At 64.9% G+C, this 22,950-nt stretch carries 20 protein-coding genes; 11 read left to right on the top strand and 9 right to left on the bottom strand.

The window, feature by feature from the left end; translation table 11 throughout:
- Window positions 1–187: 187 nt before the first annotated feature.
- Together C7G41_RS03670 and C7G41_RS03665 are read left to right on the top strand one after the other, a co-directional pair.
- Window positions 188–1,909: an FMN-binding glutamate synthase family protein gene (locus C7G41_RS03670; RefSeq protein WP_199198109.1), complete on the top strand. Its 1,722-nt coding sequence runs from the start codon at window positions 188–190 to the stop codon at window positions 1,907–1,909.
- Between the two features lie 99 nt (window positions 1,910–2,008).
- Window positions 2,009–2,251, top strand: coding sequence for a PilZ domain-containing protein (locus tag C7G41_RS03665; RefSeq protein ID WP_106941262.1), 243 nt, complete (start codon window positions 2,009–2,011; stop codon window positions 2,249–2,251).
- A 191-nt stretch (window positions 2,252–2,442) separates the two neighbouring features.
- Here C7G41_RS03665 and C7G41_RS03655 read toward each other — a convergent pair whose 3' ends face one another.
- A complete protein-coding gene (locus tag C7G41_RS03655; RefSeq protein WP_106941261.1) occupies window positions 2,443–3,738 on the bottom strand; it encodes a hemolysin family protein in 1,296 nt (431 codons plus the stop codon).
- A gap of 243 nt (window positions 3,739–3,981) precedes the next feature.
- On the opposite strand from C7G41_RS03655, the gene C7G41_RS03650 reads away from it, so the two are divergent.
- The gene (locus C7G41_RS03650) at window positions 3,982–6,057 is read left to right on the top strand and encodes a methyl-accepting chemotaxis protein (RefSeq protein ID WP_106941260.1); all 2,076 of its coding nucleotides are present in this window, start codon (window positions 3,982–3,984) and stop codon (window positions 6,055–6,057) included.
- Between the two features lie 21 nt (window positions 6,058–6,078).
- Here the strand turns inward: C7G41_RS03650 and C7G41_RS03645 are convergent, their stop codons facing one another.
- The 3 genes from C7G41_RS03645 to C7G41_RS03635 all read right to left on the bottom strand — a co-directional run bounded on the left by C7G41_RS03645 (window position 6,079) and on the right by C7G41_RS03635 (window position 9,650).
- Window positions 6,079–8,043, bottom strand: a complete 1,965-nt coding sequence (locus C7G41_RS03645; protein ID WP_199198108.1) for a carbohydrate porin — start codon at window positions 8,041–8,043, stop codon at window positions 6,079–6,081.
- Between the two features lie 397 nt (window positions 8,044–8,440).
- A complete protein-coding gene (locus C7G41_RS03640; RefSeq protein ID WP_007597808.1) occupies window positions 8,441–8,704 on the bottom strand; it encodes a hypothetical protein in 264 nt (87 codons plus the stop codon).
- Between the two features lie 139 nt (window positions 8,705–8,843).
- Window positions 8,844–9,650 carry a creatininase family protein gene (locus C7G41_RS03635; protein WP_106941257.1) on the bottom strand — a complete coding sequence of 269 codons (807 nt, stop codon included), beginning with the start codon at window positions 9,648–9,650 and terminating at the stop codon, window positions 8,844–8,846.
- 137 nt (window positions 9,651–9,787) lie between these two features.
- On the opposite strand from C7G41_RS03635, the gene C7G41_RS03630 reads away from it, so the two are divergent.
- Genes C7G41_RS03630 through C7G41_RS03610 form a run of 5 tightly spaced genes read left to right on the top strand, consistent with a single transcriptional unit; the run spans window position 9,788 to window position 14,162 of the window.
- On the top strand, window positions 9,788–10,810 hold the full coding sequence (locus C7G41_RS03630) for an ABC transporter substrate-binding protein (protein ID WP_106941256.1): 1,023 nt from the start codon (window positions 9,788–9,790) through the stop codon (window positions 10,808–10,810).
- Window positions 10,811–10,820: 10 nt separating this feature from the next.
- Complete coding sequence (locus C7G41_RS03625) at window positions 10,821–11,666, top strand: ABC transporter ATP-binding protein (protein ID WP_106941255.1); 846 nt, start codon at window positions 10,821–10,823, stop codon at window positions 11,664–11,666.
- Window positions 11,663–12,481, top strand: a complete 819-nt coding sequence (locus C7G41_RS03620) for an ABC transporter permease (RefSeq protein WP_106941254.1) — start codon at window positions 11,663–11,665, stop codon at window positions 12,479–12,481. Before C7G41_RS03625 ends, C7G41_RS03620 begins: the two co-directional genes overlap by 4 nt.
- Window positions 12,481–13,470 carry a 2-hydroxyacid dehydrogenase gene (locus tag C7G41_RS03615; protein ID WP_106941253.1) on the top strand — a complete coding sequence of 330 codons (990 nt, stop codon included), beginning with the start codon at window positions 12,481–12,483 and terminating at the stop codon, window positions 13,468–13,470. The genes C7G41_RS03620 and C7G41_RS03615 overlap by 1 nt, the downstream gene beginning before the upstream one ends.
- A complete protein-coding gene (locus tag C7G41_RS03610) occupies window positions 13,470–14,162 on the top strand; it encodes an AprI/Inh family metalloprotease inhibitor (RefSeq protein ID WP_106941252.1) in 693 nt (230 codons plus the stop codon). The genes C7G41_RS03615 and C7G41_RS03610 overlap by 1 nt, the downstream gene beginning before the upstream one ends.
- 68 nt (window positions 14,163–14,230) lie before the next feature.
- Here the strand turns inward: C7G41_RS03610 and C7G41_RS03605 are convergent, their stop codons facing one another.
- Window positions 14,231–15,634: a peptidoglycan-binding protein gene (locus C7G41_RS03605; protein ID WP_106941251.1), complete on the bottom strand. Its 1,404-nt coding sequence runs from the start codon at window positions 15,632–15,634 to the stop codon at window positions 14,231–14,233.
- A 252-nt stretch (window positions 15,635–15,886) separates the two neighbouring features.
- On the opposite strand from C7G41_RS03605, the gene C7G41_RS03600 reads away from it, so the two are divergent.
- Both C7G41_RS03600 and C7G41_RS03595 read left to right on the top strand, forming a co-directional pair.
- Entirely contained in the window at window positions 15,887–16,261 is a 375-nt protein-coding gene (locus tag C7G41_RS03600; protein WP_106941250.1) for a hypothetical protein, read from the top strand.
- Window positions 16,262–16,424: 163 nt separating this feature from the next.
- Window positions 16,425–16,745, top strand: a complete 321-nt coding sequence (locus tag C7G41_RS03595) for a glycine zipper domain-containing protein (RefSeq protein WP_106941249.1) — start codon at window positions 16,425–16,427, stop codon at window positions 16,743–16,745.
- Here C7G41_RS03595 and radC read toward each other — a convergent pair.
- From radC to C7G41_RS03580, 3 genes are all read right to left on the bottom strand, one after another.
- Window positions 16,742–17,455 (bottom strand): DNA repair protein RadC, encoded by a 714-nt coding sequence (gene radC, locus C7G41_RS03590; RefSeq protein ID WP_106941248.1) that lies wholly within the window; start codon window positions 17,453–17,455, stop codon window positions 16,742–16,744. The two genes, C7G41_RS03595 and radC, sit on opposite strands and share 4 nt — an antisense overlap.
- 105 nt (window positions 17,456–17,560) lie before the next feature.
- A complete protein-coding gene (map, locus tag C7G41_RS03585; RefSeq protein ID WP_018460078.1) occupies window positions 17,561–18,379 on the bottom strand; it encodes a type I methionyl aminopeptidase in 819 nt (272 codons plus the stop codon).
- Between the two features lie 128 nt (window positions 18,380–18,507).
- Window positions 18,508–19,824 carry a mechanosensitive ion channel family protein gene (locus C7G41_RS03580; protein ID WP_199198107.1) on the bottom strand — a complete coding sequence of 439 codons (1,317 nt, stop codon included), beginning with the start codon at window positions 19,822–19,824 and terminating at the stop codon, window positions 18,508–18,510.
- Window positions 19,825–20,034: 210 nt separating this feature from the next.
- Between C7G41_RS03580 and C7G41_RS03575 the strand changes: the two genes are divergently transcribed.
- The gene (locus tag C7G41_RS03575; protein WP_106941246.1) at window positions 20,035–21,828 is read left to right on the top strand and encodes a potassium/proton antiporter; all 1,794 of its coding nucleotides are present in this window, start codon (window positions 20,035–20,037) and stop codon (window positions 21,826–21,828) included.
- A 210-nt stretch (window positions 21,829–22,038) separates the two neighbouring features.
- Here C7G41_RS03575 and C7G41_RS03570 read toward each other — a convergent pair whose 3' ends face one another.
- Window positions 22,039–22,950 carry a polysaccharide deacetylase family protein gene (locus C7G41_RS03570; protein ID WP_106941245.1) on the bottom strand — a complete coding sequence of 304 codons (912 nt, stop codon included), beginning with the start codon at window positions 22,948–22,950 and terminating at the stop codon, window positions 22,039–22,041.

The following is a 22,950-nucleotide window of genomic DNA, read 5'->3' as shown; positions in this document are numbered from 1 at the left end:
GGGTCCCGGCCTTCGCCGGGACGACCGCTGTGAGTGTGGTCGTCGGCCCGTCGTCTGCTGCACCGCAAAAGCCCGCCCATCGGGCTGATTGATTTGTCCCCGCCGAATTCGCTAGCGTGAAACAACCGCCGCGTCATATCCGTATGACAGGCGCGGGCGTATCGTACCGCCTCATGCTGGCGAGAGGATGGGAATCGTGGCCGACGAGAATAAGACGCAGGAATCGCCCAACTTATCGTCCAACGTATCGCCCAAACGGCTGCCGCTGGCGGAAGAGGGGATCATGGAAACCCTGCTGCTGCCATTCTCCCCGCGCTTCATCGTCCTGACGATCTGCGCGGTGGTCACCGCGCTGCTGATCGGCATCGGCATCGCCGACCGCAAGATCTTCGACATCCTGTTGATCCCGATCCTGATCTTCGGCGCGCTGACGCTGCTTGGCGTTCGCGACCTCATGCAGAAAGGTCACGCCGTTCTACGCAACTACCCGATCTCGGCGCATATCCGCTTCCTCCTCGAAGAGATTCGCCCGGAGATGCGGCAGTACTTCTTCGAGAGCGAGAAGGACGGCATGCCGTTCTCGCGCGACATCCGTGCGGTGGTCTATCAGCGCGCCAAGATGCAGCTCGACAAGCGTCCGTTCGGTACCCAGGAGGACGTCTACCGCGAGGGTTATGAGTGGATGCATCACTCGGTCTCGCCGAAGACGCATGCCGAGGAGAAATTCCGCGTCACCATCGGCGGCCCCGATTGCGCCAAGCCGTATTCGGCTTCGGTGTTCAACATCTCCGCGATGAGTTTTGGCGCGCTCAGCCCGAACGCGGTGCGCGCGCTGAATGCCGGCGCCAAGAAGGGCGGCTTCGCGCACGACACCGGCGAGGGCGGCTTCAGCCCCTATCATGCGGAGATGGGCGGCGACATCATCTGGGAGATCGGCTCGGGCTATTTCGGCTGCCGTCATCTCGACGGCGCCTTCGATCCCGAAGCCTTCGCGCGCGTCGCGAGCCAGGACCAGATCAAGATGGTCGAGCTCAAGGTCAGCCAGGGCGCCAAGCCCGGTCATGGCGGCGTGCTGCCGGCGGCGAAAGTCTCGGAGGAAATTTCCAGGATCCGCGGGGTCGCCATGGGCGAGGATTGCATCTCGCCGGCCTCGCATCGCGCCTTCTCGACGCCTGTCGGCATGATGCAGTTCATCGGCGAGATGCGAAGGCTCTCCGGCGGCAAGCCGACCGGCTTCAAGCTATGCATCGGCCATCCCTGGGAATTCCTGGCGATCTGCAAGGCGATGATCGAGACCGGCATCTATCCCGACTTCATCGTCGTCGACGGCAACGAGGGCGGCACCGGCGCCGCGCCGCTGGAGTTCATGGACCATCTGGGCATGCCGATGCGGGAGGGCGTCAGTTTCGTCCACAACGCGCTGATCGGCATCAACGCGCGCGACCGCATCAAGATCGGCGCATCCGGCAAGATCGCCACCGCCTTCGACATGGCGCGCGCCATGGCGATCGGCGCGGACTACTGCAATTCTGCGCGCGGCTTCATGTTCTCGCTCGGCTGCATCCAGTCGCTGAGCTGCCACACCGACCGTTGCCCGACCGGCGTCGCGACCCAGGACCCGACGCGGGCGCGCGCGCTCTATGTGCCGCTCAAGATCGACCGCGTGCACAATTATCACCTTGCGACGCTGCACTCGCTGACCGAGCTGATCGCCGCCGCCGGTCTCGAACATCCGCAGCAGCTGCGCCCGATCCATTTCTCGCAGCGCAGCTCGACCACGGACGTGAGATCTTTCGCGCAGCTTTATCCGTCGCTGCGTCCGGGCGAGCTGCTCGAAGGCACCGAAGACCCGCGCTTCCGCGACGCCTGGCGGATGGCGCGGACGGAGACGTTCCAGCCGGCGCTGTAGACGCCGGTCCACTCGCAAGGCCGCAGGCCCCGCGCGTAAAAGCATCGCGACGGAGACTGCGTTTAACGCTTGGTTCAACTTTGGGTGTAGATTGTTCCCATGGACGAGCGGCGCGACAAGGCAAGGCATCGCGTGCTGAAGGCCGGGACGATCGAGTTCGGCGGCGGCGGCGCGATCGATTGCACCGTCCGCAACCTGTCAGATACCGGCGCCGCGCTCGACGTCAGCAGTCCCGTCGGCATCCCCGATCATTTCAGCCTGTTCGTCCAGGCCGACGGAACACATCTCGCCTGCACCGTGATCTGGCGCAAGGAAAGGCGGATCGGGGTGAGGTTCGGGTGAGGGGCTGGGTCGGCAATCCCAACTGTCGTCCCGGCGAAGGCCGGGACCCATAACCACAGCGAGTGGTTTGGCGAAGATCGGTCGTTCTGTATTTCTACCTTCAGCAATCGACAAATCGCGCGGTATGGGTCCCGGCCTTCGCCGGGACGACACGTGGAGAGTTCGGTGCACCACCTCACGTCGCCGCTCGCTCACCCCGTCTCTACTTCGCTCCGCCGGCTCGCGAGAATCTTGTCGATCCTCCGTCCGTCGAGATCGACCACCTCGATGTGCCAGCCGCCGAAGTCGAAGGCGTCTCCGACATCAGGCAGCACGTTGAACTGTTGCAGCACGAGGCCGGCGACCGTGTTGTAGCGGTGCGGCGGCAGTTCGATGCCGAGCAGCTCGCCGAATTCGTCGACCGGCATCCAGCCTGAGACCAGCAGCGAATCGTCCGCGCGCTTGACGTAGGCCGGCTCCGGCGGGCCTTCCTCGGAATGGAAGGCGCCGACGATCGATTCCAGAATGTCAGCCGTCGTCACAATGCCTTCGAAGGCGCCGTATTCGTCGTAGACGAGGCCGACATGCACCGGCGCAGCCTTCAGGATCGCCAGCACGTCGCGGGCATCGGCGGAGGCAGGAATGCCGGGCGCCTCGCGGACCAGCACGCGCAAATCCGGCGTGCGCTCATTCATGAAGGCGACGAGCAGATCCTTGGCCTGGAGCACGCCGATCGGCTTGTCGCGGTCGCCATCGGACACGGGAAAGCGCGAATGCGGACTTTTGGCGATGATCGCTTGAATGCTCTCCGGCGGATCGTTCAAGTCGATCTCGTTGACCTCCGTGCGCGGCGTCATGATGGCGCCGACCGGCCGGTCGCCGAGCCGCATCACGCCCGCGATCATCTCCTTTTCACCTGACTCGAGCACGCCCGCGTTTTCGGCCTCGCTGACGAGATGATGGATCTCGTCTTCCGACACCTTCTCTTCGGACTTGCCGCCATGGCCGAGCAGCGTGAGGATCAGCTTGCCGGAGAGATCGAGCAGGAAGACCAGCGGCAGCGAGACCTTCGCAAGCACGTGCATCGCGGGTGCAACCCTGACCGCGATGCTCTCGGGATCGCGCAGCGCCACCTGCTTCGGCACCAGCTCGCCGACGATCAGGGTGGCGTAGGTGATGAGCGTGACGACCAGGCCCACTCCGACGATGTCGGCAATTCCTGCGGACAGGCCAAGCTCGAGCAGCCATTGCGTCAGCCGCTGTCCGAGCGTCGCGCCCGAGAACGCGCCGGAGAGCACGCCGACCAGCGTGATCCCGATCTGCACCGTCGAAAGGAATTTGCCGGGATCGGCCGCGAGCGTCAGTGCCCGCTCGGCGCCGCGGACGCCCTTGGCGGCGAGCATCGACAGCCGGGCCGGGCGTGACGAGACCACGGCCAGTTCGGACATGGACAGCAAGCCGTTGATGACGATCAGGACGACGACGATGGCAAGTTCGGCGGAGAGCATTGACGTTCCGAGGTAAGGGAGTGTGGCGCGGATGGCGGCCCAGGCATTGATATAGGTATTCGAGGAAGAAATGCTGATGATTCTGTCGCATCAGGCATCGCGAAGGAACTTCGCCGATACCATCCCGGAAGGCACTCGAAGCCCAATACCCCGCGGAACTACGGCCATGCCGTTGCTTAACGGCCTCTTAGCGGCGACCAGCTAGGTTCTCGACATTTGCAGGAATGTATTCGGGGGACCAAGATGCGGATCGGGAAGCTCTTTGCGCTGTCGATGCTGACGGTGACGATTTTTGCAGTCATCCTTGGCGCCGAGGTGCTCGTACCCCAGGCGCGTATCTTCGCGAACCGCTCCGACGCGATCAAGACGGTCGACGCCTTTGGTGCGACCCTGACGGTCAGTCAGCACATTGCCAGCCTTCGTGCCCCCTACATTTCCCCGATTTTCCAGGAGAACGCTGCGACGCAGGTCCAGATCGAAGCCGCCGCGAAGGCCGCGAAAGCGGTCGATGCCGCATTCGAGGGGGCTAGGCGCGCCATCATGGTGCTGGATGATGCCGGACCGATGATCGAAAACCTGGACCGAACCGCGCGGCGGCTCAAGGATATCACCACGGCGGCAGATCGCGCGATGAGCGTTCCGCTGGCGACGCGCGACAGCGTTGTGATCAAGGGCTTCCTTCCGGGCGTTGCCGAGGTCATCGGCAATATCGAGCCGATCATGAACCGGCTCGAAGCGAAGGTCATCAATGCCGATTCCTCGCTTGCGGCGCTGTTGAGCCTGGCGCGAACGGCGCAGGATCTGCGCGTCTCGGCCGGCAGCCGCGCCGCCACGCTGTCGCCCGCGCTGAGCGCCCGCCGCCCACTCACGGCGAGCGAATTCGCGCTGATGGATCGTATGCAGGGGCGTGTCGAGGCCGACCGCGAGCGCATCGAGGCCGGCATCGACCAGCTCGGAAGCCCGCCCCGCATCGTCACCGCGCTGAAAGCGGCGACGGATTCATATTTCGGAAAAGCGGCGCCCGTCGTGGACAAGGAGATGCCCGCGGCACGTGGCGACGGCAAGTACGGCATCAACGCCGAAGAGCTGGCCACCGTCATCGTACCTGCCATCCAGATGTTCTACGGCGTGCGCGATGCCGCGCTGGCCGAAGCCGCCGAGCGCGCCTCGGCCGCGCGCGACGGCGCGCTGGCGATGTTCGCGCTCGCGGGCGTGGCGGTGCTGGCGCTGCTGGGGACACTCGGAGGCGTGACCATGATGCTGCGCAGGCGCGTGGTGACGCCGCTGAGCCGGCTCGCGGACGTGATCGCAACGCTTGCCGCCGGGCAGCACGAGGTCGAGATTCCCGTGACCGGCCGCAATGACGAGATCAGCCAGGTGGCGGGCTCGCTCCAGCACTTCAAGGACTCGCTCTCCGCCAAGAAAGCCGCCGACGAGGCCGCCGCGGTGGAAGCCGAGGCGAAACTCCAGCGCAGCCAGCGCATGGACCAGATCGCGCGCGATTTCGAAGCGTTGATCGGCGAGGTCATCAACACCGTCTCGTCGGCATCCTCGGAGCTGGAAGTGTCGGCGGGAACGCTGACGAGCACCGCCGACCAATCGGAAAAGGTCACCGCGACCGTCGCGGCCGCCTCCGAGCAGGCCTCCAGCAACGTGCAGACCGTTGCCGCGGCCGCGGAGGAGATGGCGTCCTCGGTCGACGAGATCGGCCGGCAGGTCCAGGACTCCGCGCGCGTGGCCAGCGAAGCGGTGCAGCAGGCAGCGCGGACCAACGACTATGTCGGCGAGCTCGCCAAGGCTGCCGGACGGATCGGCGACGTGGTCGAGCTCATCAGCCAGATCGCGGGACAGACCAATCTTCTCGCGCTCAATGCAACGATCGAGGCTGCGCGCGCCGGCGAGGCCGGGCGCGGCTTCGCCGTGGTCGCCTCCGAGGTCAAGGCACTCGCCGAGCAGACCGCCAAGGCCACCGGCGAGATCAGCCAGCAGATCACGGGAATCCAGAGCGCGACGGAAGATTCGGTCGGCGCCATCAAGTCGATCGGCGACACCATCACCCGCATGTCCGAGATTGCATCGGCGATCGCCTCCGCGGTCGAGGAGCAGGGGGCGGCGACGCGGGAGATTTCCCGCAACGTGCAGCAGGCGGCACGCGGCACCCAACAGGTCTCCGCCAGCATCGTCGACGTGCAGCGCGGCGCGAGCCAGACCGGATCGGCCTCCTCCACCGTGCTTGCGTCAGCGAAGTCGCTCTCCGGCGAGAGCAGCCGTCTCAAGGTGGAGGTCGGAAAGTTCCTGGACGCGATCCGGGCCGCGTAGGAAACGTATCGCGGGGAGCGATCAGAACTCGCCGTGCAGCCGACCTGAGAACACCGACACCGGCCCGCGATCAGCGTTGTAGGCGGGGTTGACGATGAGCTGGTAGTCCGCGGTGAAGGTCAGCGCCTTGTTGAGCGCGTAGGCGTAATAGGTCTCCAGCACGCGTTCCCTGCGGTAGTTGAGTTGGCCGTCGCCGATCAGCGGACCGAGACCGCCGGCGGCGATGAAGTCGCGATGGTCCTGCGAGAGGCCGTTGATCGCGCCGGCAATGGCGACGACGTCGTCGGGCCGGCCCCATTTCGCTCCCTTCACCGAGACGCCGCCGGACAGGCTGCGGTCGATGTCGGTGAAGGCCATGATCTCGTTGCGGCCGTCGTTCCAGCTCCAGCGGCCGAATACGCCGATGTCGTCGGTGATGGCCTGTTCGAGATTGAGCGCGTAGCCGTATTTGAGCCGGCCGCGGCGGGTCTGGCTGATGTCGAGGTTGAGCAGGGGATTGTCCAGCGTCTCGCGATAGCTGCCGGAATTAGCGCTGTTGACGAAGCCGAGTGTGCGCAGCTTGCCGGGCTGGCCGAACAGCGAAAAGCGCATCTCGAGCTCCGCGACATATTCGCCGCGGCGGCCGATATTCATGTCGAAATTGTTCGAGTTGGACTGCGCGTCCATCAGGAAGTAGCCGGCGCGTAGTGCCCATTGCTTCTGGTTCAATTCGGCCGTGGCGCCGTAGCCGAGGCCGAGCTTGTCGGCGGCGTAATCGAAGGCGCCGGACGCCCAGATCGACCAGTTCATAAAGTCCTTGCGCGGATCATGCGCATAGGAATTGCCGTCGAACACGTCGACTACGGAGAGCTTGCCGACCTGCAAGGTCAGGCGCGAGACGTCGGCCTTGCCGGCAAGCTGGAACTGGCCGCTGGCCAACTCTTCCTGCTCGCCGCCGAAGCCGAAGGTGTGGCGCACGAACAGTCGCGAGGCGTTGAAGTGCGGATAGGGAAAGCCGGACTTCTGCGCTTCGCCGTTGGGGAAGCCCGCGGCACCCGTCGTGTTGTTGAAGCCGAAACCTTGCAGCAGCTCGGGATTGAAATAGACCTCGCCGCCATCCCATAGCCGCGCATTCAGGTAGAGCGAGTTGCTCCAGGTCTGCTGGAAATCCGGCGACGGGAGCAGGCTGTTCGTTCCGGTATAGGGCGCGTGGAACGCGGGGTAGCCCTGCCCCAGCACGGTCGACTGGCCGTGAATCTCCCAGCGGCTGGACTCGGTATCCGTCACATCCGACTTCGGGTTGTAGGTCGGCATGCCCGGCCAGTCGATCTTGCGATTGAGGCCGATCCGCAGGCTCTGGAAATCCATCGACGACGAATATTGCGCGCCGGAAGGGAAGGTGACGTTGGCGTTCTCGAACTTGCTGTAGAGATATTCGAGCCGCGCACTCCAGTGCGGCGCGAAGGCGTATTCGACGCCGCCGCCGGCGGTCCAGCCGAACCGCGTGTGCAACACCTTTTCCTCGTTGCCGCCTGTCGGCGTCGCCAGAAAGCGTTCACCGGCAAAAGCGGCGCCGCCGGTCGCGTAGAACAGAAAGGCGCCGGTGGTGTAGCCGAGCCGCGCGCGCAGGCTCGCAACATAGTCCCAACGTTCCTCCGCACTCGACAGCGCGGTCGCAGCCGACGACACCACATGGTTGGAGGGCAGATAGTTGGGGAAGGAGATGTCGCCTTCGACGCCGAGCAGGAAACCCGAATTGAGCCGCCAGTTGTAGCCGGCCTGCACGCCGCCGGTCGCGCCGGTGAACCCATGATTGTCGGTCGCGACCGTGGGATCGGCCAGCGTGGCCGAGGACGTGCCGCGGGTGAAACCGGCATGCGCACCGATATAAAGGCCGGTCCAGTCATAGACGGCCTTCAGCGCAGGTGCCTTCAGCGGCAGATCGGCCGCGCGGCTGGTGGCGGGAAAAGCCAATACGCCCGAGGCAATCGCCGCGGCCGTCCGCAAATACCTGTAACGGTGACCCCTCAACGTCAAAACGCACGCCCCCAAACGCGAATGTGTCCACTCGCCGCACTATCCCTGCCGATTCGCGGCGACCCTGTCATCAGGATTAGGTGCTCCGCGATCGAACGAGATGATCTCGATCCGGCGCGACGTCTTCCCAAGCCCCTGAGCCTGTTGCGAACCTTATTGCGATTAATTCGCAATAGCAACTAGTGCGAATTGCCGCAGGCGATGGTTCGCACCGCTCTGTGACAGGACTGCAACAAATTCCCGAGGCGCAAAAACAGTTGACCCCGCCCGGGGGGACATCCGGGCGGGGTCGGGGGCACGACACGGGGTGGATGAGGCGCCCGTGTCGGACGCAGGATCCACGTGAGATCGGCCTCAGGGACTCAAATCAGAAGCAGGTACGCACGCGGCCAACGTACTGGCCAAAGGCGTTGTACTGGGCGGCCCAGCCGCAGCGGTGATAGCCGTTGTAATAGGGGTCGTTGCTGGCGGCGATCGCGGAGCCGACGACGGCGGCGGTGGCGATGCCCAGCCCGACGCCGACGCCCCAGCCGAGCGGCTTGGCTTGCGCCTGCGAGGTGGTGGCGACGACGCTGCCGGTCAGGGTGAGCGCGGTGAGGGCAACTGCGAAAATCTTGGTCTTGATCGACATGGGAAACTCCATCCGGGTTGAGGCGGTCCGTTGTGGCCCGCGTACCGAGTTGGACGGAGGCTCCGCGCGTCCGGTTCGAAACCGACAAAAGCGGAGCTCGAGTTTGACTCTTTCCCGAACGATTCCAGGAGGATAAGCGCTAGCCGAGCGGGCCTTTGGCGAGTCTGTTCACGTCGAAGTTATCAACTTCGGCAAGCAGCTCGCAAAAAGCGCGGGCGCCCTGATCGATCAGCTGCTCGCCCTTCGCGGCCACGGCCAGCGTCGCGTTGCCGACGGCGCCGCTCGGGTTGAGATCCTGCGCCTGCCAGGCGAACGGCGCGGGTCGCTGCGTCGATAGCCAGCGATATTGCTGCTCCATCGCGATGCTGCTCGCGGGAAAATCCGCGATCGCATCAACGCGCACCTGATCGGGATAGCGCGCCAGCATGATCGAGGTCTCGACCGCGCCGCCGTGAATGCCGTGGCGCACTTCGTCCGCCGGGAACAGCTGGTCCGCGCCCGACAGCCGCGACCACGACGTCGTCACCACGAACAACTTCTGATGCGCGCGAAGATCCTGCGCGATCAGCATCATGGCCGCGCTGTTGCCGCCATGGCTGGTGATGATGACGAGCTTCTTCAATCCGCGGCGCGCGACGTCTTCGCCAATCGCGGTCCATTTTTTCAACGCGATGTCAGTCGGCAGCGTCTGCGTGCCCGGATAGTCGATATGCTCGGTGGAAATCCCGATCGGTTCAACGGGCAGGAAACTGGCCGGAACGCTCCCGGGCAGAAGTTCGCGCGCCCGCGCGAGATAGGCGTCCGCGATCAGCACGTCGGTCTCGAGCGGCAGATGCGGGCCGTGCTGTTCGGTCGCCGCCAGCGGCAGCACTGCGATCCAGCGCGACACCTCGGCTGTGCCGGCATCGGCCCAGCGGATCTCGGTCCAGTCGCGGGAAGGCGTCATCAAGGTTTCTTTGCCCGAATTTGTCACGTAATTTGGGTATCAGGAGACGCAGGCCTGGTCGGCGCGCGTCCTCGAACGTCTTGTGGTTTTATCGCGTTGCCTTCACATGGGCCAGCAGCGATCGACGGAGTCCCATCATGAGCCCATCTCATCTGCGGCGAGCCTTAACGGCGGGCCTGATGGCCGCTTTCGTCTCGGTCGTCCCGGCGCGCGCCGAAACTCTGGACAAGGTCATGTTCGGCACCAATTGGGTCGCCGAGGCCGAGCATGGCGGCTTTTTCCAGGCGGTCGCCGACGGCACCTATAAGAAATATGGGCTCGACGTCACCATCGTTCCCGGTGGTCCCAACGAGAACAACCGGATGCTGCTGATCGCCGGCAAGATCGATTTCTTCATGGCCGCGAACACGCTGATGTCGTTCGACGCGGTCGCCAACAACGTCCCGGTCGTCACCATCGCCGCGGTCTTCCAGAAGGATCCGCAGGTGATGCTGACGCAGCCTGATGCCAAAATCGCCAAGATCGAGGACCTCAAGCCGCTGACGCTGTTCGTCTCCAAGGAGGGCATGACCAGCTATTTCCAGTGGCTCAAATCCGAATACGGTTTCAGCGAGAAGAACGTTCGCCCCTATAATTTCAATCCGCAGCCCTTCATCGCCAATCCCAAGAGCGCGATGCAGGGTTACGTCACCTCGGAGCCCTTCGCGGTCGAGAAGGCCGCCGGCTTCAAGCCCAACGTGTTGCTGCTTGCCGATTACGGCTTCAACACCTATTCGACCCTGATCGAGAGCCGCCGCGACGTGGTCGAGAAGAAGCCCGACATGGTGCAGCGCTTCGTCGATGCTTCCATGGTCGGCTGGTACAATTACATCTACCGCGACAATTCCGCGGGCAACGCCATGATCAAGAAGCTCAATCCGGAGATGACCGACGAGCTGCTCGCCTATTCGGTCGCCAAGATGAAGGAATACGGCATCGTCGATTCCGGCGATTCGCTGAAGAACGGCATCGGCGCGATGAGCGACGAGCGCTACACCTCCTTCTTCAACAAGATGGTGAAGGCAGGCGTCGTGAAGGCAGACCTCGATTTTCGCAAATCCTATACGCTGCGCTTCGTCAACAAGGGCGTCGGCGCCGAACTGCGCCCGAGCAAGCCGTAGCGCAAGGCCGATGTCATCAGTCCAAACGTCGTCGGGGGTCGAGACCGGCCTGACGGCCCTGGCTGTCAGCCTGCGCGGCGTGACGAAGACCTATGACAACGGCGTGCTGGCGCTCGGCCCGCTCGATCTTGCGGTGCGCAAGGGCGAGTTCATCTCGCTGCTGGGCCCGTCAGGTTGCGGCAAATCCACCGCGCTCCGGCTGATCGCCGAGCTCAGCGCGCCGTCGTCCGGCATCGTGGGGCTGGCGCGTCAGGAGGACAAGGCGCAGCCAGGTCTTGTTCAGCCAGGTCTTGTACAGTTAGGTCACGGCATCGGCTTCGTGTTTCAGGAGCCGACCCTGATGCCCTGGACCAGCGTGCGCGAGAACGTGCGGTTGCCGCTGAAGCTCGCAGGCGTTCCGAAGGCGGAATCGCGCGCGCGTGCCGACGAGGCGTTGGCCAGCGTCGGGCTTGCCGATTTCGCCGACGCTTTTCCGCGCGAGCTTTCCGGCGGCATGAAAATGCGGGTGTCGCTGGCGCGCGCGCTCGTCACCGACCCTGATATCCTCCTGATGGATGAGCCGTTCGCGGCGCTCGACGAAATCACGCGCTTCCGCCTCAACAATGATTTGCTGGCGCTGTGGCGCAGGCTTGGCAAGACCGTCATCTTCGTCACGCATTCGGTGTTCGAATCCGTCTATCTGTCGCAGCGCGTGGTGGTCATGACGGCGCGGCCGGGCCGCATCCAGGCCGACATCCGCATCGAGACGGTCGAGCCGCGCGGCGAGGAGTTTCGCACTTCAGTCGCCTATTCCGATTATTGCCGGAAAGTGTCGGCGGCGCTGGCGCCGTCCTATGCAGGGCAGTCGACGCTATGAACGCGCAAGCTTCTGTCACTGCGAAGCCGTCCGGCGCAAAACGCGCGTTGCGCTTCGTGCTGCCGGTCATCGTGTTCGCGGCCGGACTCCTCGCCTGGGAACTCGTGGTCCGCATCAAGGACATCCCGCCTTACGTGCTGCCGGCCCCCTCCGTCATTTTCCTGACGCTGATCAAGGATTGGGCGGTGCTGTCACAATCGCTCGCGGCGACGCTGCTGACCACACTTGAAGGCTTTGTCGCAGCCAGCATCGGCGGCATCGCGCTGGCGCTGCTGTTCAACCAGTCCAAATGGGTGGAAGCATCGCTGTTCCCCTATGCCGTAGTGCTTCAGGTCACGCCGGTCATCGCGATCGCGCCGCTGCTGCTGATCTATCTGGAGCAGCAGACCGCGGTCGTGGTCTGCGCCTTCATCGTCGCCTTCTTCCCGGTGCTGTCGAACACCACGCTCGGGCTCAATTCGGTCGATCGCAATCTCGCCGGCCTGTTCCAGCTCTATGGCGCCTCGCCGCAGCAGACCCTGCGCTTTCTCAAGCTGCCGGCGGCGCTGCCTTATATTCTCGGCGGCCTGCGCATTGCCGGCGGCCTGTCGCTGATCGGCGCGGTCGTGGCCGAGATCGCGGCGGGAACGGCCGGAGCCGGATCCGGGCTCGCCTACAGGATCGCAGAATCCGGCTACCGCTTGAACATACCCCGCATGTTCGCAGCGCTGCTGCTGTTGTCGCTGGCCGGGATTGTCATCTATGGGGTGCTGGCGCTAGTTTCCCACCTCGTTTTACGGCGCTGGCACGAGAGCGCGCTTGGAAAGGACAACTGATGACCACCGGTTCGATTTCGTCCGAAAAGATCGACCTTCTGATTTATGGGCCGGTCCGGCCGATCCTCGAGAACGGGTTTTCCGATCATTTCGTCGTGCACAAGGCGGAGACGCGAGGCGACCTCGAGCGGCTGACGCCGGCGGTTCGCGAAAGGATCCGCGGCGTGGCGGTGACCTATCACACCGTGCGTGCCGACAAGCAGTCGCTGTCGCAATTGCCCAAAATCGAGATGGTGGCGAGCTTCGGCGTCGGCTACGACCACGTCGACGCCAAATACGCCGCCGAGCACAACATCATCGTCACCAATACGCCCGACGTGCTGACCGAGGAGGTCGCCGACGTCGCGATGGGGCTTCTGATCTCCACGGTGCGCGAGTTCATCAAGGCCGACCGTTATGTGCGCTCCGGTCTCTGGCAGACCCAGAACTATCCGCTCAGCGTCGGCTCGCTGCGCGATCGCAAGGTCGGCATCGTCGGCATGGGCCGGATCGGACAGGCGATCGCCCGCCGGCTCGATGCCTCGCTGGTGCCGGTGGTCTATCACACCCGCAATCCGTCCAAGGACGTCTCCTACAAGCACTACCCCGACCTGATCGAGATGGCGAAGGCGGTGGACACGCTGATGGTGATCGTGCCCGGTGGCGCCAGCACGAACAAAATGATCAACGCCGAGGTGCTGAAGGCGCTCGGCCCGCGCGGTGTGCTGGTCAACGTCGCGCGCGGCTCGGTGATCGACGAACCGGCGCTGGTCCAGGCGCTCAAGTCCGGCACCATCCTCGCCGCCGGTCTCGACGTGTTCGCGGCCGAGCCGAACGTGCCGGACGAGCTCAAGACCATGCAGAATGTCGTGCTGCTGCCGCATATCGGCTCGGCCTCGGTGGTGACGCGCAACGCGATGGATCAGCTTGTGGTCGACAATCTCAAGTCCTGGTTCTCAGGCAAGGCGCCGTTGACGCCGGTTGCCGAAACGCCGTTTAGGGGGCGCTGATGAGAGGTCTTCGGGTCGTAACAATTGTGATCGCGGCATGCGTTGCCGCGATCACCACTGCGCATGCGCAGGATACGACGACCCTGAAGAAGGAGATGCCCGGGCAATGGGAGCTCTCGACCACCGAGCGCAGCAAGACCTGCGTCGTCACGCTCAAGGCCGACGCTGCGGCGCAAGGCTTCAAGCTCGAGCTGGAGCCGGCCTGCAAGGCCGCGCTGCCTTTCACCAAGGACATCGTCGCCTGGAGCGTCAGGGGTCTCGACATCGTCCGCTTGCAGGATTCGAGCGGTGAAGCCGTGATCGACTTTACCGAGGTCGAGGCCGGCATCTTCGAGGGCCTGCGGCAGGGCGAGGGCGTCTACATCCTGCAGGACCTCGCCGCCGCCCGCTCGATGGCGAAGTCGATGGACCAGATGATCGGCGACTGGTCGATCGTGCGCGGCAACGGCCAGCCGGTCTGCGGGCTGACGTTGACCAACACCGAAGCCGGCCCGGACAATTTCCAGGTCTTCCTCAAGCCGAAATGCGATGCGGCCATCGCGCAGTTCAACCCGACGCAATGGCGGCTCGAGCGCGGCCAGATCATCCTGCTGTCGAAGGCCGGCGAGGCCTGGCAGTTCGAGGCCGACGACAACGCGCAGTGGCGGCGCATCCCTGATACCGCCGATCCCCTGATCATGCTGCGCCAGTAGGCGCCGCGAAACGCGACCTCATCCTGAGGGCCTGCCATAGGCGGGCGTCTCGAAGGATGGCCACCGGACTACGTCGTCGGCTTGGGCGGCGGCGCGGTGCCTTGGGCCCACTTCTCCATCTTGCCGAGCACGCCCCAGGCCGTGAGCGCCAGGGAGATCGGCATCGCGAACTGGCCGAGGCCCGGCACCGCCGACACGAGCGTCCCGAGCAAACCGGCAAGACCGCCCGCGTTGGGGCTCGCCGTCACCGACGAGAGCAGCGCCGTGATCAGCGAGCCGCCGATGCCGAGCGCAGTCTTCTTGCCGTCGAGCATCTTGCCGATGGTATCGCCGAGCGCGCCATTGACCTGGCCGAGGACGGGCTTGCCGTCCCTGTTAAGCAAGGTGCTGAGCAGGTCGACCACCTGCTTCAACTGATCGACGGGGGCGGAGCTGGTCGGGGTGAGGGGGCCTGGCATGGGGGCTGTCTTGTTGATGAGGGAAAAGAGCCGTTCGAACAGGCTGATCGGATCATTGGTGGCGGGCAGCGTGTTGCCCGATGCGGTCGTTGCCGGCGTGGTCGTTGCCGGCGTCACAGCCCCGACCGGTGGCCGCAGCATTTGCGCGAGGTCCTCCAGCCGCTTCATGATCCGTGACATATCGCCGGTCGGTCCGGTGGGGCCCGCCTGCGCCGCGCGCGTGAGGGCGGCGACCGTGGCGCCGTCGAGAAGCCCGGTATCCCTCAGGCCATTCTGCTGCTGAAACTGCGAGACCGCGGTTCTGGTCTTCGGTCCGCTGATGCCGTCCTCGGCGAGTGGCGGATTGGCGCCGAGCTTGTTGAGCGCCTGCTGCATGAGAACGATCGTCGACGCCGCGTCGTCCTCCGGTTCGGCCCGGCTCGCGAATTGCGGGCTGCCGTCGAGGGTGATCGAGGAATCCAGCGACATCATTGCATGCAGGATCACCGCGGTGCCGAGCTGGGAATCGACGTGACCCGAATCGAACACATGATCGCGGACGAATTTGCCGGCTCTTGCCTCGGGCGGGCCATACAGCGTCGAACCGCCATAGAGATAGGGCGAATTGCAGCCCTTGGCGTGATAGCCGAAGCCGTTGAACGCTTCGAGCCGGAACAGAATCCGCGCGATCCCCCAATCGTGAGCGCCGACGAAATTCTCGATTCTGAAAGCGTCCACGGCGCCGTCCACGAACGTGGCAAACGGACCGCGCCCTTTCGGAACGAGCGTCGTCGCGCGATGAAGCGTTTCTCCGTTTCCGAGATAAGTGTCGAAATCGAAATTGGACTCGCGGTAGTGGCAGAGGGCAGCGAAATGCCAGGGGACGCCGGTCAACCGCTCGATCTGCTGATAGGTCGCCTTGCCGTTGATGGCCTTGCGTGCGACCGCGTTCGCGTCGGAGAGGCGTGCAGGCCGGATCTCGAGATTGGCCCAATTCTGCTCGTATTCGCTTTTCAAACTTTCGAATGAAATCATTTTCCGCTCCCGCAATGAATGGATTTTTGCAACTGCGCGTCAGTCGAAATGAACCAGGTGCCGTGATCAGGGCGTGAGGCCAGCGTGATCTCCCGCAAGTCTGGCAGGCCGGCGGGGCGCCGCGTGTGAAGTGGGTTACAACCTCACCGAGAAAATGTGCGGCAGGACCGGGATCAGGGCGCCGCCCGCGAGGGAACCGAAAGGGCCGCTGCTCGGTTAGCGACGCGAGACAGTCCGGCAACGGAGCCCTGCATGACCACGCGCGTCCTCGCGATCGGCATCGAACCCGGCAACGCGGACTACAGTGCATTCCCGCAGCTCACGCCGGCGCTCGTGCGCGACTATATCGATGCGCAACTGCTGCGCCTGCGCGATCTCGGTTACGAAGTCACGAGCTGCCTGATCGATCTCGACGCCGCGGCGGAAGCCGCCGTCACGTCAGCGCTGCGCGAGGAGAATTTCGACTGCATCGTGATCGGCGCGGGCCTGCGCGAGCCGAAGGAGCGCCTGCTGCTGTTCGAGAAGGTGCTCAACCTCGTCCACCGCCTGGCGCCCGACGCCGCGATCTGCTTCAACACCACGCCGGCCGACACCGCCGAGGCCGTGCAGCGCTGGGTCGAGGCTTGAGATGAAGCGGCCGGCCTGCGCTACGCGCGCGGCATGGCCTGAGCCGCCGTCGAGCCGAGCCTCCGACGCCGTCGCGTGAAGTGCCGGGCCTCGGAATGGTGATTTTTCTGGTCCGAATCCGGCTGCAGCGCTAAGACTCGTCTGACTACAGGGGAGGGCGAGCATGCTTCGAGGTTTTCGCATTGGAAGTTTCGCTATCGCGGCATGTCTGGCGGTCGTGATGGCGATGCCGGCTCATGAGGCGGCGGCGCAGGACGCCATTGGCGGTGCCATCCTCGGCGGCGTCGGTGGAGCGATCGTGGGTGGCGCCATCGGCGGAGGCCGCGGAGCCGCCATCGGCGCGGTCGTCGGTGCCGGCACGGGCGCTGCGATCGCCTCTGAAGGCGAACGCCGCCGCTCCGGCTACTACGCGTATCAGCGCGGCTGCTACGCGCAGCGCCGGGACGGCTCCTACGTCCCGGTCGATCCGAGATATTGCTACTAAATCAACCGCATCCCGCGCAAACTCGCATGCCCGCTCTTGCCGACGATGATGTGGTCGTGCACCGCGATCCCGAGCGGCTTTGCGATGTCGATGATCGCCTTGGTCATCTGAATGTCGGCCTGCGAGGGCGAGGGATCGCCTGAGGGGTGGTTGTGCACCAGGATCAGCGCGGTCGCGGACAATTCCAGCGCGCGCTTGATCACCTCGCGCGGATAGACCGGGGTGTGATCGACGGTGCCGGTCTGCTGCACCTCGTCGGCGATGAGCTGGTTGCGCTTGTCGAGGAACAGCAGGCGAAACTGCTCCTTCTCGGCAAATGCCATGCTGGTGCGGCAATAGTCGATCACCTCGTTCCAGGACGACAGCGCGTTGCGGCTGTTGACCCCGCCCTTGGCGACGCGATGCGCCGCCGCCGCGATCAGCTTGAGCTGGTTGATCGCGGCCTCGCCCACCCCTTCGACCTCACGCAGCCGCGCCACCGGCGCGTGCACGACCTCGGCGAACGAACCAAAGGTCTTGATCAGCGTCTTCGCCAGCGGTTTGGTGTCACGCCGCGGCAGTGCCGGAAACAGCGCCATCTCCAGCAGCTCGTAGTCGCTGAGCGCGTCCGCACCGGCGCTGTAGAAGCGCTCGCGCAGCCGTTCGCGATGGCCGAGATAGTGCGGCGCTTCTTCGGGCTTGCTCTTGTCGTGGTCGGGTTTGGCGGGCATCGGCCGCCAGCATTGCCGCGGGCAATCGTTTTTGCAACCGTCAATTGCGGCGGCAAATCCGGTTCACGCCAGCCGGCGACCCCGAAGGTCAGCCGTCAGCCGCCATCACCCGATCTGCTTCTCGCCGTGCCGCTCCGACAGCGTAAAAATCTCGACGCCGGTGGCGGTGACGCCGACGGAGTGCTCGAACTGCGCCGACAGCGATCGGTCGCGGGTCACGGCGGTCCAGCCGTCGGAGAGGATCTTCACATGCGGCTTGCCGAGATTGATCATCGGCTCGATGGTGAAGAACATGCCGGGCTTGAGCTGCACGCCCTCGCCGGGCCGGCCGATATGGATGATGTTCGGCTCGTCGTGGAACATGCGCCCGAGGCCATGGCCGCAGAAATCGCGCACCACGCTCATGGCCTGCGGCTCGACGAAGCTCTGGATGGCGTGGCCGATGTCGCCGGTGGTGGCGCCGGGCTTCACCGCGGCGATGCCGCGCATCATCGCTTCATAGGTCACCTCGATCAGCCGCTCGGCCTTGCGCGCGATCGGGCCGACCGCATACATCCGGCTGGAATCGCCGTACCAGCCGTCAACGATGAAGGTGACGTCGATGTTGACGATGTCGCCCTCTTTCAACGGACGGTCGCCGGGCATGCCGTGACAGACCACGTGGTTGAGCGAGGTGCAGGTCGAATAGCGGTAGCCGCGATACATCAGCGTCGCCGGATAGGCATTGTTGCTGAAGGCGAAGTCGCGGACGAACTGGTCGATGCGGTCGGTCGGAACGCCGGGCCCGACGATGTCGGTGAGCTCGTCGAGGCACTTCGCCACCAGCGCTCCCGCCTTGCGCATTCCGGCAAAGGCGCTTGGTCCATGCAGCTTGATCTGCCCGGTCTTGCGGAGCGAGGTATCGGTAGCTTCGACGTAGCTCATGCGGATGCGGTCTTCTCGGCACGGGGCCGGTATCGAGGTGGGCGCAAGGGTCTGATTTAAGGCCCCAATTTAATGATCGCGAGCCTTCATGCAAGCCAAGCTTGGCGGGCATGCGCCCGAAAACCGGCTCAATTCGGGACTTCTACGGTGGTTTCCACCGGCAGGGCACCGCCGCGGATGCGGATTTCGCGGACGGGGTAGGGAACCCGGATGCCCTCCCGCTTGAAGGCGTCCCACAGCGCCAGCATCACGTCGCTCTTGACGTTGTCCATGCCGTCGGGGTCGGCGATCCAGAAGGTCAGCGAGAATTTCATTCCGGCTTCGGCGAACTCGGTCAGGATGGAATTCGGCGGCCTGCCCTTCTGTGCGCGCGGATGCGCGGCCGCGGTCTCGGCGGCGAGCTTGCAGACCAGCCGCGGGTCCGCATCGTAATTGGTGCCGAAGGCGATCTTCACCAGCGTGTTCTTGTCGGTGTAGGTCCAGTTGACGACCTTCTGCGTCACCAGATCCTCGTTCGGCACCAGGAATTCGCGGCCATCGCCGGCGGCGACGGAAATATAGCGCGTCTTCATCGCGCTGATCCGCCCGGTGTTGTCGCCGATGGTGACGAGATCGCCGGGCTTCACCGATTTGTCGGCGAGCAGGATGATCCCCGAGATGAAATTGGCAACGATCTTCTGCAGGCCGATACCGATGCCGACGCCGACCGCGCCGGAAAACACCGCGAGCGCCGAGAGATCGATGCCGACCGTGCCGAGCGCGATCACGATCGCGATCGCGAGCAGGCCGATGCGGATGATCTTGACGAGCAGCACCTGCACCGACGGCGTCAGATCGGTGGTCGAGTTGATCCGGCTCTCGGCGAAATTGCTGGCGATATTGGTGAGCCAGAGCGCGATGAGCAGCAGCGCGCCGGCCTTGATCACGAGCAGCGGCGTCAGCCGCAGGCCGCCGAGCACGATGGCGAAGGAATCGAGCAGGTCGACCGCCGCATCGAGCTGGCCCACGATGGAGAGCGCCGCGATGCACCAGGCCGTGATCGACACCAGCTTGACGATGAAGGCGTTGCGCAGCACCGAGGTCAGCAGCCGGATCGCGAGCCAGGCCAGCCCCAGCTTGGCGGCGACCATCAGGAGATAGCTGCGGCTCGGCCAGGTCGCGTGGTACATGACCACGCGGGAGACGATCACCAGCAGGGTGAACACCGCCGTCGAGGCGCTGGAGACCATCACCCGGACGAAGTGCCGGAGCGGCAGCGGCCAGCGCATCGCCAGCGAGGTCATGTCGACCCGGCTGCGAACGGCGGCCTCCGCGGCATAGGCGATGCCGGCCGCGGCCAGAATGAGCCCGAATTGCAGGTAGAACCAGGGCGAGGAGATTTCGGCCCCGACGCTGCGCGCGGTGGTCTGCACGAACTCCGTGAAGTCTTTGAGGTCCATGTCCATCGGTCTCGTCGGGAAGCGGGCGGGAAGAGTTGATTCGAGCGCGCCGGAGAATCCCACAAAGGGCCCGGCCGGGCCACCGATACACCGCTAAGTGAAGTGCGTTAAGGCCGCAAAATGCGGGCAGATTGCCGCGAGCGGGAGAAATGGGTTGGCGTGGGAGTCCGCCGACGATAAGGATGCAATTCCAGCGATTTCGTACCCGGAAGGTGGATGGCCTCCCTCGACACTGTCAGCCTCGCCATATTGCTCGGCGCCGTCCTGGTGTTGGCCGGGATCCTGTCAAGCCTGCTTGCGCTGCGCTTCGGCGCGCCCCTTCTGCTCGTCTTCCTTGCGATCGGCATGCTCGCGGGCGATTCCGGTCCCGGGCAGCTGCAGTTCGACGACGTCCGGACCACCTATCTGGTCGGCTCGGTCGCGCTCGCGCTGATCCTGTTCGACGGCGGCTTGCGCACCCGCTTTGCCAGCATCCGCACCGTGCTCGCGCCTTCCATGGTGCTTGCGACCGTCGGCGTGCTGCTGACCGCGCTGATCACGGCGCCGTTCGCGAAATATGCGCTCGACCTCAATTGGACGGAGTCGCTGCTGGTCGGCGCCGTGGTGGCCTCGACTGACGCGGCCGCAGTGTTCCTGCTGGTGCATACCCAGGGCCTGCGCCTGCGCCCGCGCGTCGGCGCGACGCTGGAGGTGGAATCCGGCACCAACGATCCCTTCGCGATCTTCCTGACGTTGATGCTGGTCGAGTACATCTCGCTGGGAACGGGCACGGCCGCACATGTGCTGATGGAGTTCGCCCAGGAGGCGGTGCTAGGCGCCGTCGTCGGGGTGATCGGCGGGCGTCTGGTCGTCATCGCGCTCAACAAGGTCGCGCTGCCGCAGGGCCTCCACGCGCCGTTTGTCACCACCGCCGCCCTCGTCATCTTCGGCGGCTCGCAGATCATGCATGCATCAGGCTTCCTCGCGGTCTATCTCGCCGGCATCATCATCGGCAACCGACCGACGCGCGCGCATAATTCGGTGGTGGCCTTTCTGGACGCCGCGACCTGGCTGGCGCAGATCGTGATGTTCGTGCTGCTCGGCCTGCTGGTCTCGCCCAGCCGCCTTGGCGGCAGCGTGCTGCCGGCGGTCGGGATCGCATTCGTCCTGATGCTGCTGGCGCGGCCGATCGCCGTGTTCGTGTGCCTGGCGCCGTTCCGCTTCAACTGGCGCGAAAAGATCTTCATCGCCTGGACCGGCCTGCGCGGCGCGGTCGCGATCTTCCTCGCCTCGATCCCGATGCTGGTCGGGCTGTCGAAGGCCTATCTCTATTTCGACGTCGCCTTTGTCGTCGTCATCATCTCGCTGCTGCTGCAAGGCTGGACCCTGGCGCCGGCCGCGCGCAAGCTGCATGTGGCGCTGCCGCGCGCCGAACGCGGCCCGCGCCGCGTCGAATTGGACTTGCCCGGCCAGCTCGAGCAGCAGCTCGTCGGCTATCCGGTGCGGTCCAAGAGCCTGTATTTTCGCCGCGGCCTGATCCCGTCCTGGTCGAAGCCGACGCTGGTGATCCGCAACGAGAACATTTTGACGCCGGCGGAAGCCGAGCCGATCGCGCCCGGCGATTACATCTACCTGCTGGCGCCACCGGAAAAGGCCGAATCGCTCGACCGCTTCTTCGTCGACATGCAGCCGAGCTCGGCCCCGGACCCGCATCTGCTCGGCGACTTCATGGTCTCCGGCGAGCACACGCTCGCCGAGCTTGCGGAGATCTACGGCGTGGAGGTCGGCGAGGACGAGCGCGGGCACACGCTCGCTGATTATTTCGACGTCCATCTCGACCGCGCGCCGAAAGAGGGGGCGGAGCTCGTGCTGGATCCGATCGTGCTTGTGGCGCGCTCGATCTCCGGTGGCCGCGTCAACGTCGTCGGCCTGCGCCTGCCGGAAGACGAGGAAACGCCCGCGCCATTGACGCGGACACAGGCCCTGCGGCGCAAGCTGGCGGAGCTGTGGACGTCGGTGGCGGGGGTTTAATTGGTGTGTCGTCCCGGCCTAGTGCGCAATTGCGCACGGGGGCCGGGACCCATAACCCCAGGGAGGAGTTTGGCGAAGATTTGCAGTTGCGCTTCGTTCGCCGGTACTCACACGGTCCGCTGTCGAGAGATCACGCTTATGGGTCCCGGCCTTCGCCGGGACGACGATGGTGCATGTTGCGCCGGCATGCCCAAAGTTAGCTTGCGCAGATCACACCCCCGCCGGCACCGCCACCATCCAATGCCGCGCGATCGCCGCGCGCGGCGCAACCCACGCCGCGCCGCTTCCCGTGATGTGAGCCAAAATCCGCTCCAGCGCGCCGATGCGGCCGGGGCGGCCGATCATGCGCAGATGCAGTCCGACCGACATCATCTTCGGTGACGTCTCCCCCTCGCGCTTGAGCCATTCGAAGGCGTCGATGACGTAGTCGGCGAAGTCGTCTCCGCTGAAACGCGCGGCGTTGTAATACTGCATGTCGTTGGTGTCGAAAGCGTAGGGCAGCACCAGATGCTGCTGGCCGGCAACCTCCCTGTAATAGGGCAGGTCGTCATTATAGGCGTCGCTGTCGTAGAGGAACCCGCCATCCTCGACCAGCAGGCGCCGCGTGTTCGGTGAGGTCGCCGAACGCGTGTGCCAGCCGACCGGGCGCTGCCCGGTGACGCGTTCGATCGCCGCCACCGTCTTCGCGATGACCTCGCGCTCGCTAACTTCGTCCATGTCGGCGTGGCTCTGCCAGCGCCAGCCATGCGCCGACACCTCGTGGCCCCGCGCGATGGCGTCGCGCGCCAGCTGCGGCGAGCGTTCGACCGCGCGGCCGCAGGAGCTCACCGTTGCCTTGACGCCGTAGGCGTCGAACAGGTCCATGATCCGCCACCATGCCGCGCGCGTGCCGTATTCGAAATGGCTGTCGATGCAGGAATCCGGGCCGTCGAGCTTGTGGACGACTTCGTAGATCGCCTCGTTGCCCGCATCGCCGTCGTTGACGGAAAACTCCGAGCCCTCCTCGAAATTCACCACCAGCGACACCGCGACGCGCGCGCCGTTCGGCCAGTGCGGGTTGGGCGGCTTGCCGCGATAGCCGACGAAGTCGCGTTGTGAGACGGGTTGATTTGTTTCGCTCAT

Source organism: Bradyrhizobium sp. MOS002 (genome assembly GCF_003020115.1).
GTDB lineage: Bacteria > Pseudomonadota > Alphaproteobacteria > Rhizobiales > Xanthobacteraceae > Bradyrhizobium.
This window is presented reverse-complemented; position numbering and strand designations above follow the sequence as displayed.

Bases quoted from the DNA above. Each gene is read 5' to 3' on its own strand.
- C7G41_RS03615 (WP_106941253.1), top strand. From the start codon at position 12,481: ATGACCACCGGTTCGATTTCGTCCGAAAAGATCGACCTTCTGATTTAT.
- radC (WP_106941248.1), bottom strand. From the start codon at position 17,455: ATGCCCGCCAAACCCGACCACGACAAGAGCAAGCCCGAAGAAGCGCCG.
- C7G41_RS03665 (WP_106941262.1), top strand. From the start codon at position 2,009: ATGGACGAGCGGCGCGACAAGGCAAGGCATCGCGTGCTGAAGGCCGGG.
- C7G41_RS03605 (WP_106941251.1), bottom strand. From the start codon at position 15,634: ATGATTTCATTCGAAAGTTTGAAAAGCGAATACGAGCAGAATTGGGCC.
- C7G41_RS03600 (WP_106941250.1), top strand. From the start codon at position 15,887: ATGACCACGCGCGTCCTCGCGATCGGCATCGAACCCGGCAACGCGGAC.
- C7G41_RS03570 (WP_106941245.1), bottom strand. From the start codon at position 22,950: ATGAGCGAAACAAATCAACCCGTCTCACAACGCGACTTCGTCGGCTAT.
- C7G41_RS03610 (WP_106941252.1), top strand. From the start codon at position 13,470: ATGAGAGGTCTTCGGGTCGTAACAATTGTGATCGCGGCATGCGTTGCC.
- C7G41_RS03655 (WP_106941261.1), bottom strand. From the start codon at position 3,738: ATGCTCTCCGCCGAACTTGCCATCGTCGTCGTCCTGATCGTCATCAAC.
- C7G41_RS03640 (WP_007597808.1), bottom strand. From the start codon at position 8,704: ATGTCGATCAAGACCAAGATTTTCGCAGTTGCCCTCACCGCGCTCACC.
- C7G41_RS03635 (WP_106941257.1), bottom strand. From the start codon at position 9,650: ATGACGCCTTCCCGCGACTGGACCGAGATCCGCTGGGCCGATGCCGGC.
- C7G41_RS03595 (WP_106941249.1), top strand. From the start codon at position 16,425: ATGCTTCGAGGTTTTCGCATTGGAAGTTTCGCTATCGCGGCATGTCTG.
- C7G41_RS03580 (WP_199198107.1), bottom strand. From the start codon at position 19,824: ATGGACATGGACCTCAAAGACTTCACGGAGTTCGTGCAGACCACCGCG.
- C7G41_RS03630 (WP_106941256.1), top strand. From the start codon at position 9,788: ATGAGCCCATCTCATCTGCGGCGAGCCTTAACGGCGGGCCTGATGGCC.
- C7G41_RS03650 (WP_106941260.1), top strand. From the start codon at position 3,982: ATGCGGATCGGGAAGCTCTTTGCGCTGTCGATGCTGACGGTGACGATT.
- C7G41_RS03575 (WP_106941246.1), top strand. From the start codon at position 20,035: ATGGCCTCCCTCGACACTGTCAGCCTCGCCATATTGCTCGGCGCCGTC.
- C7G41_RS03625 (WP_106941255.1), top strand. From the start codon at position 10,821: ATGTCATCAGTCCAAACGTCGTCGGGGGTCGAGACCGGCCTGACGGCC.
- map (WP_018460078.1), bottom strand. From the start codon at position 18,379: ATGAGCTACGTCGAAGCTACCGATACCTCGCTCCGCAAGACCGGGCAG.
- C7G41_RS03620 (WP_106941254.1), top strand. From the start codon at position 11,663: ATGAACGCGCAAGCTTCTGTCACTGCGAAGCCGTCCGGCGCAAAACGC.
- C7G41_RS03670 (WP_199198109.1), top strand. From the start codon at position 188: ATGGGAATCGTGGCCGACGAGAATAAGACGCAGGAATCGCCCAACTTA.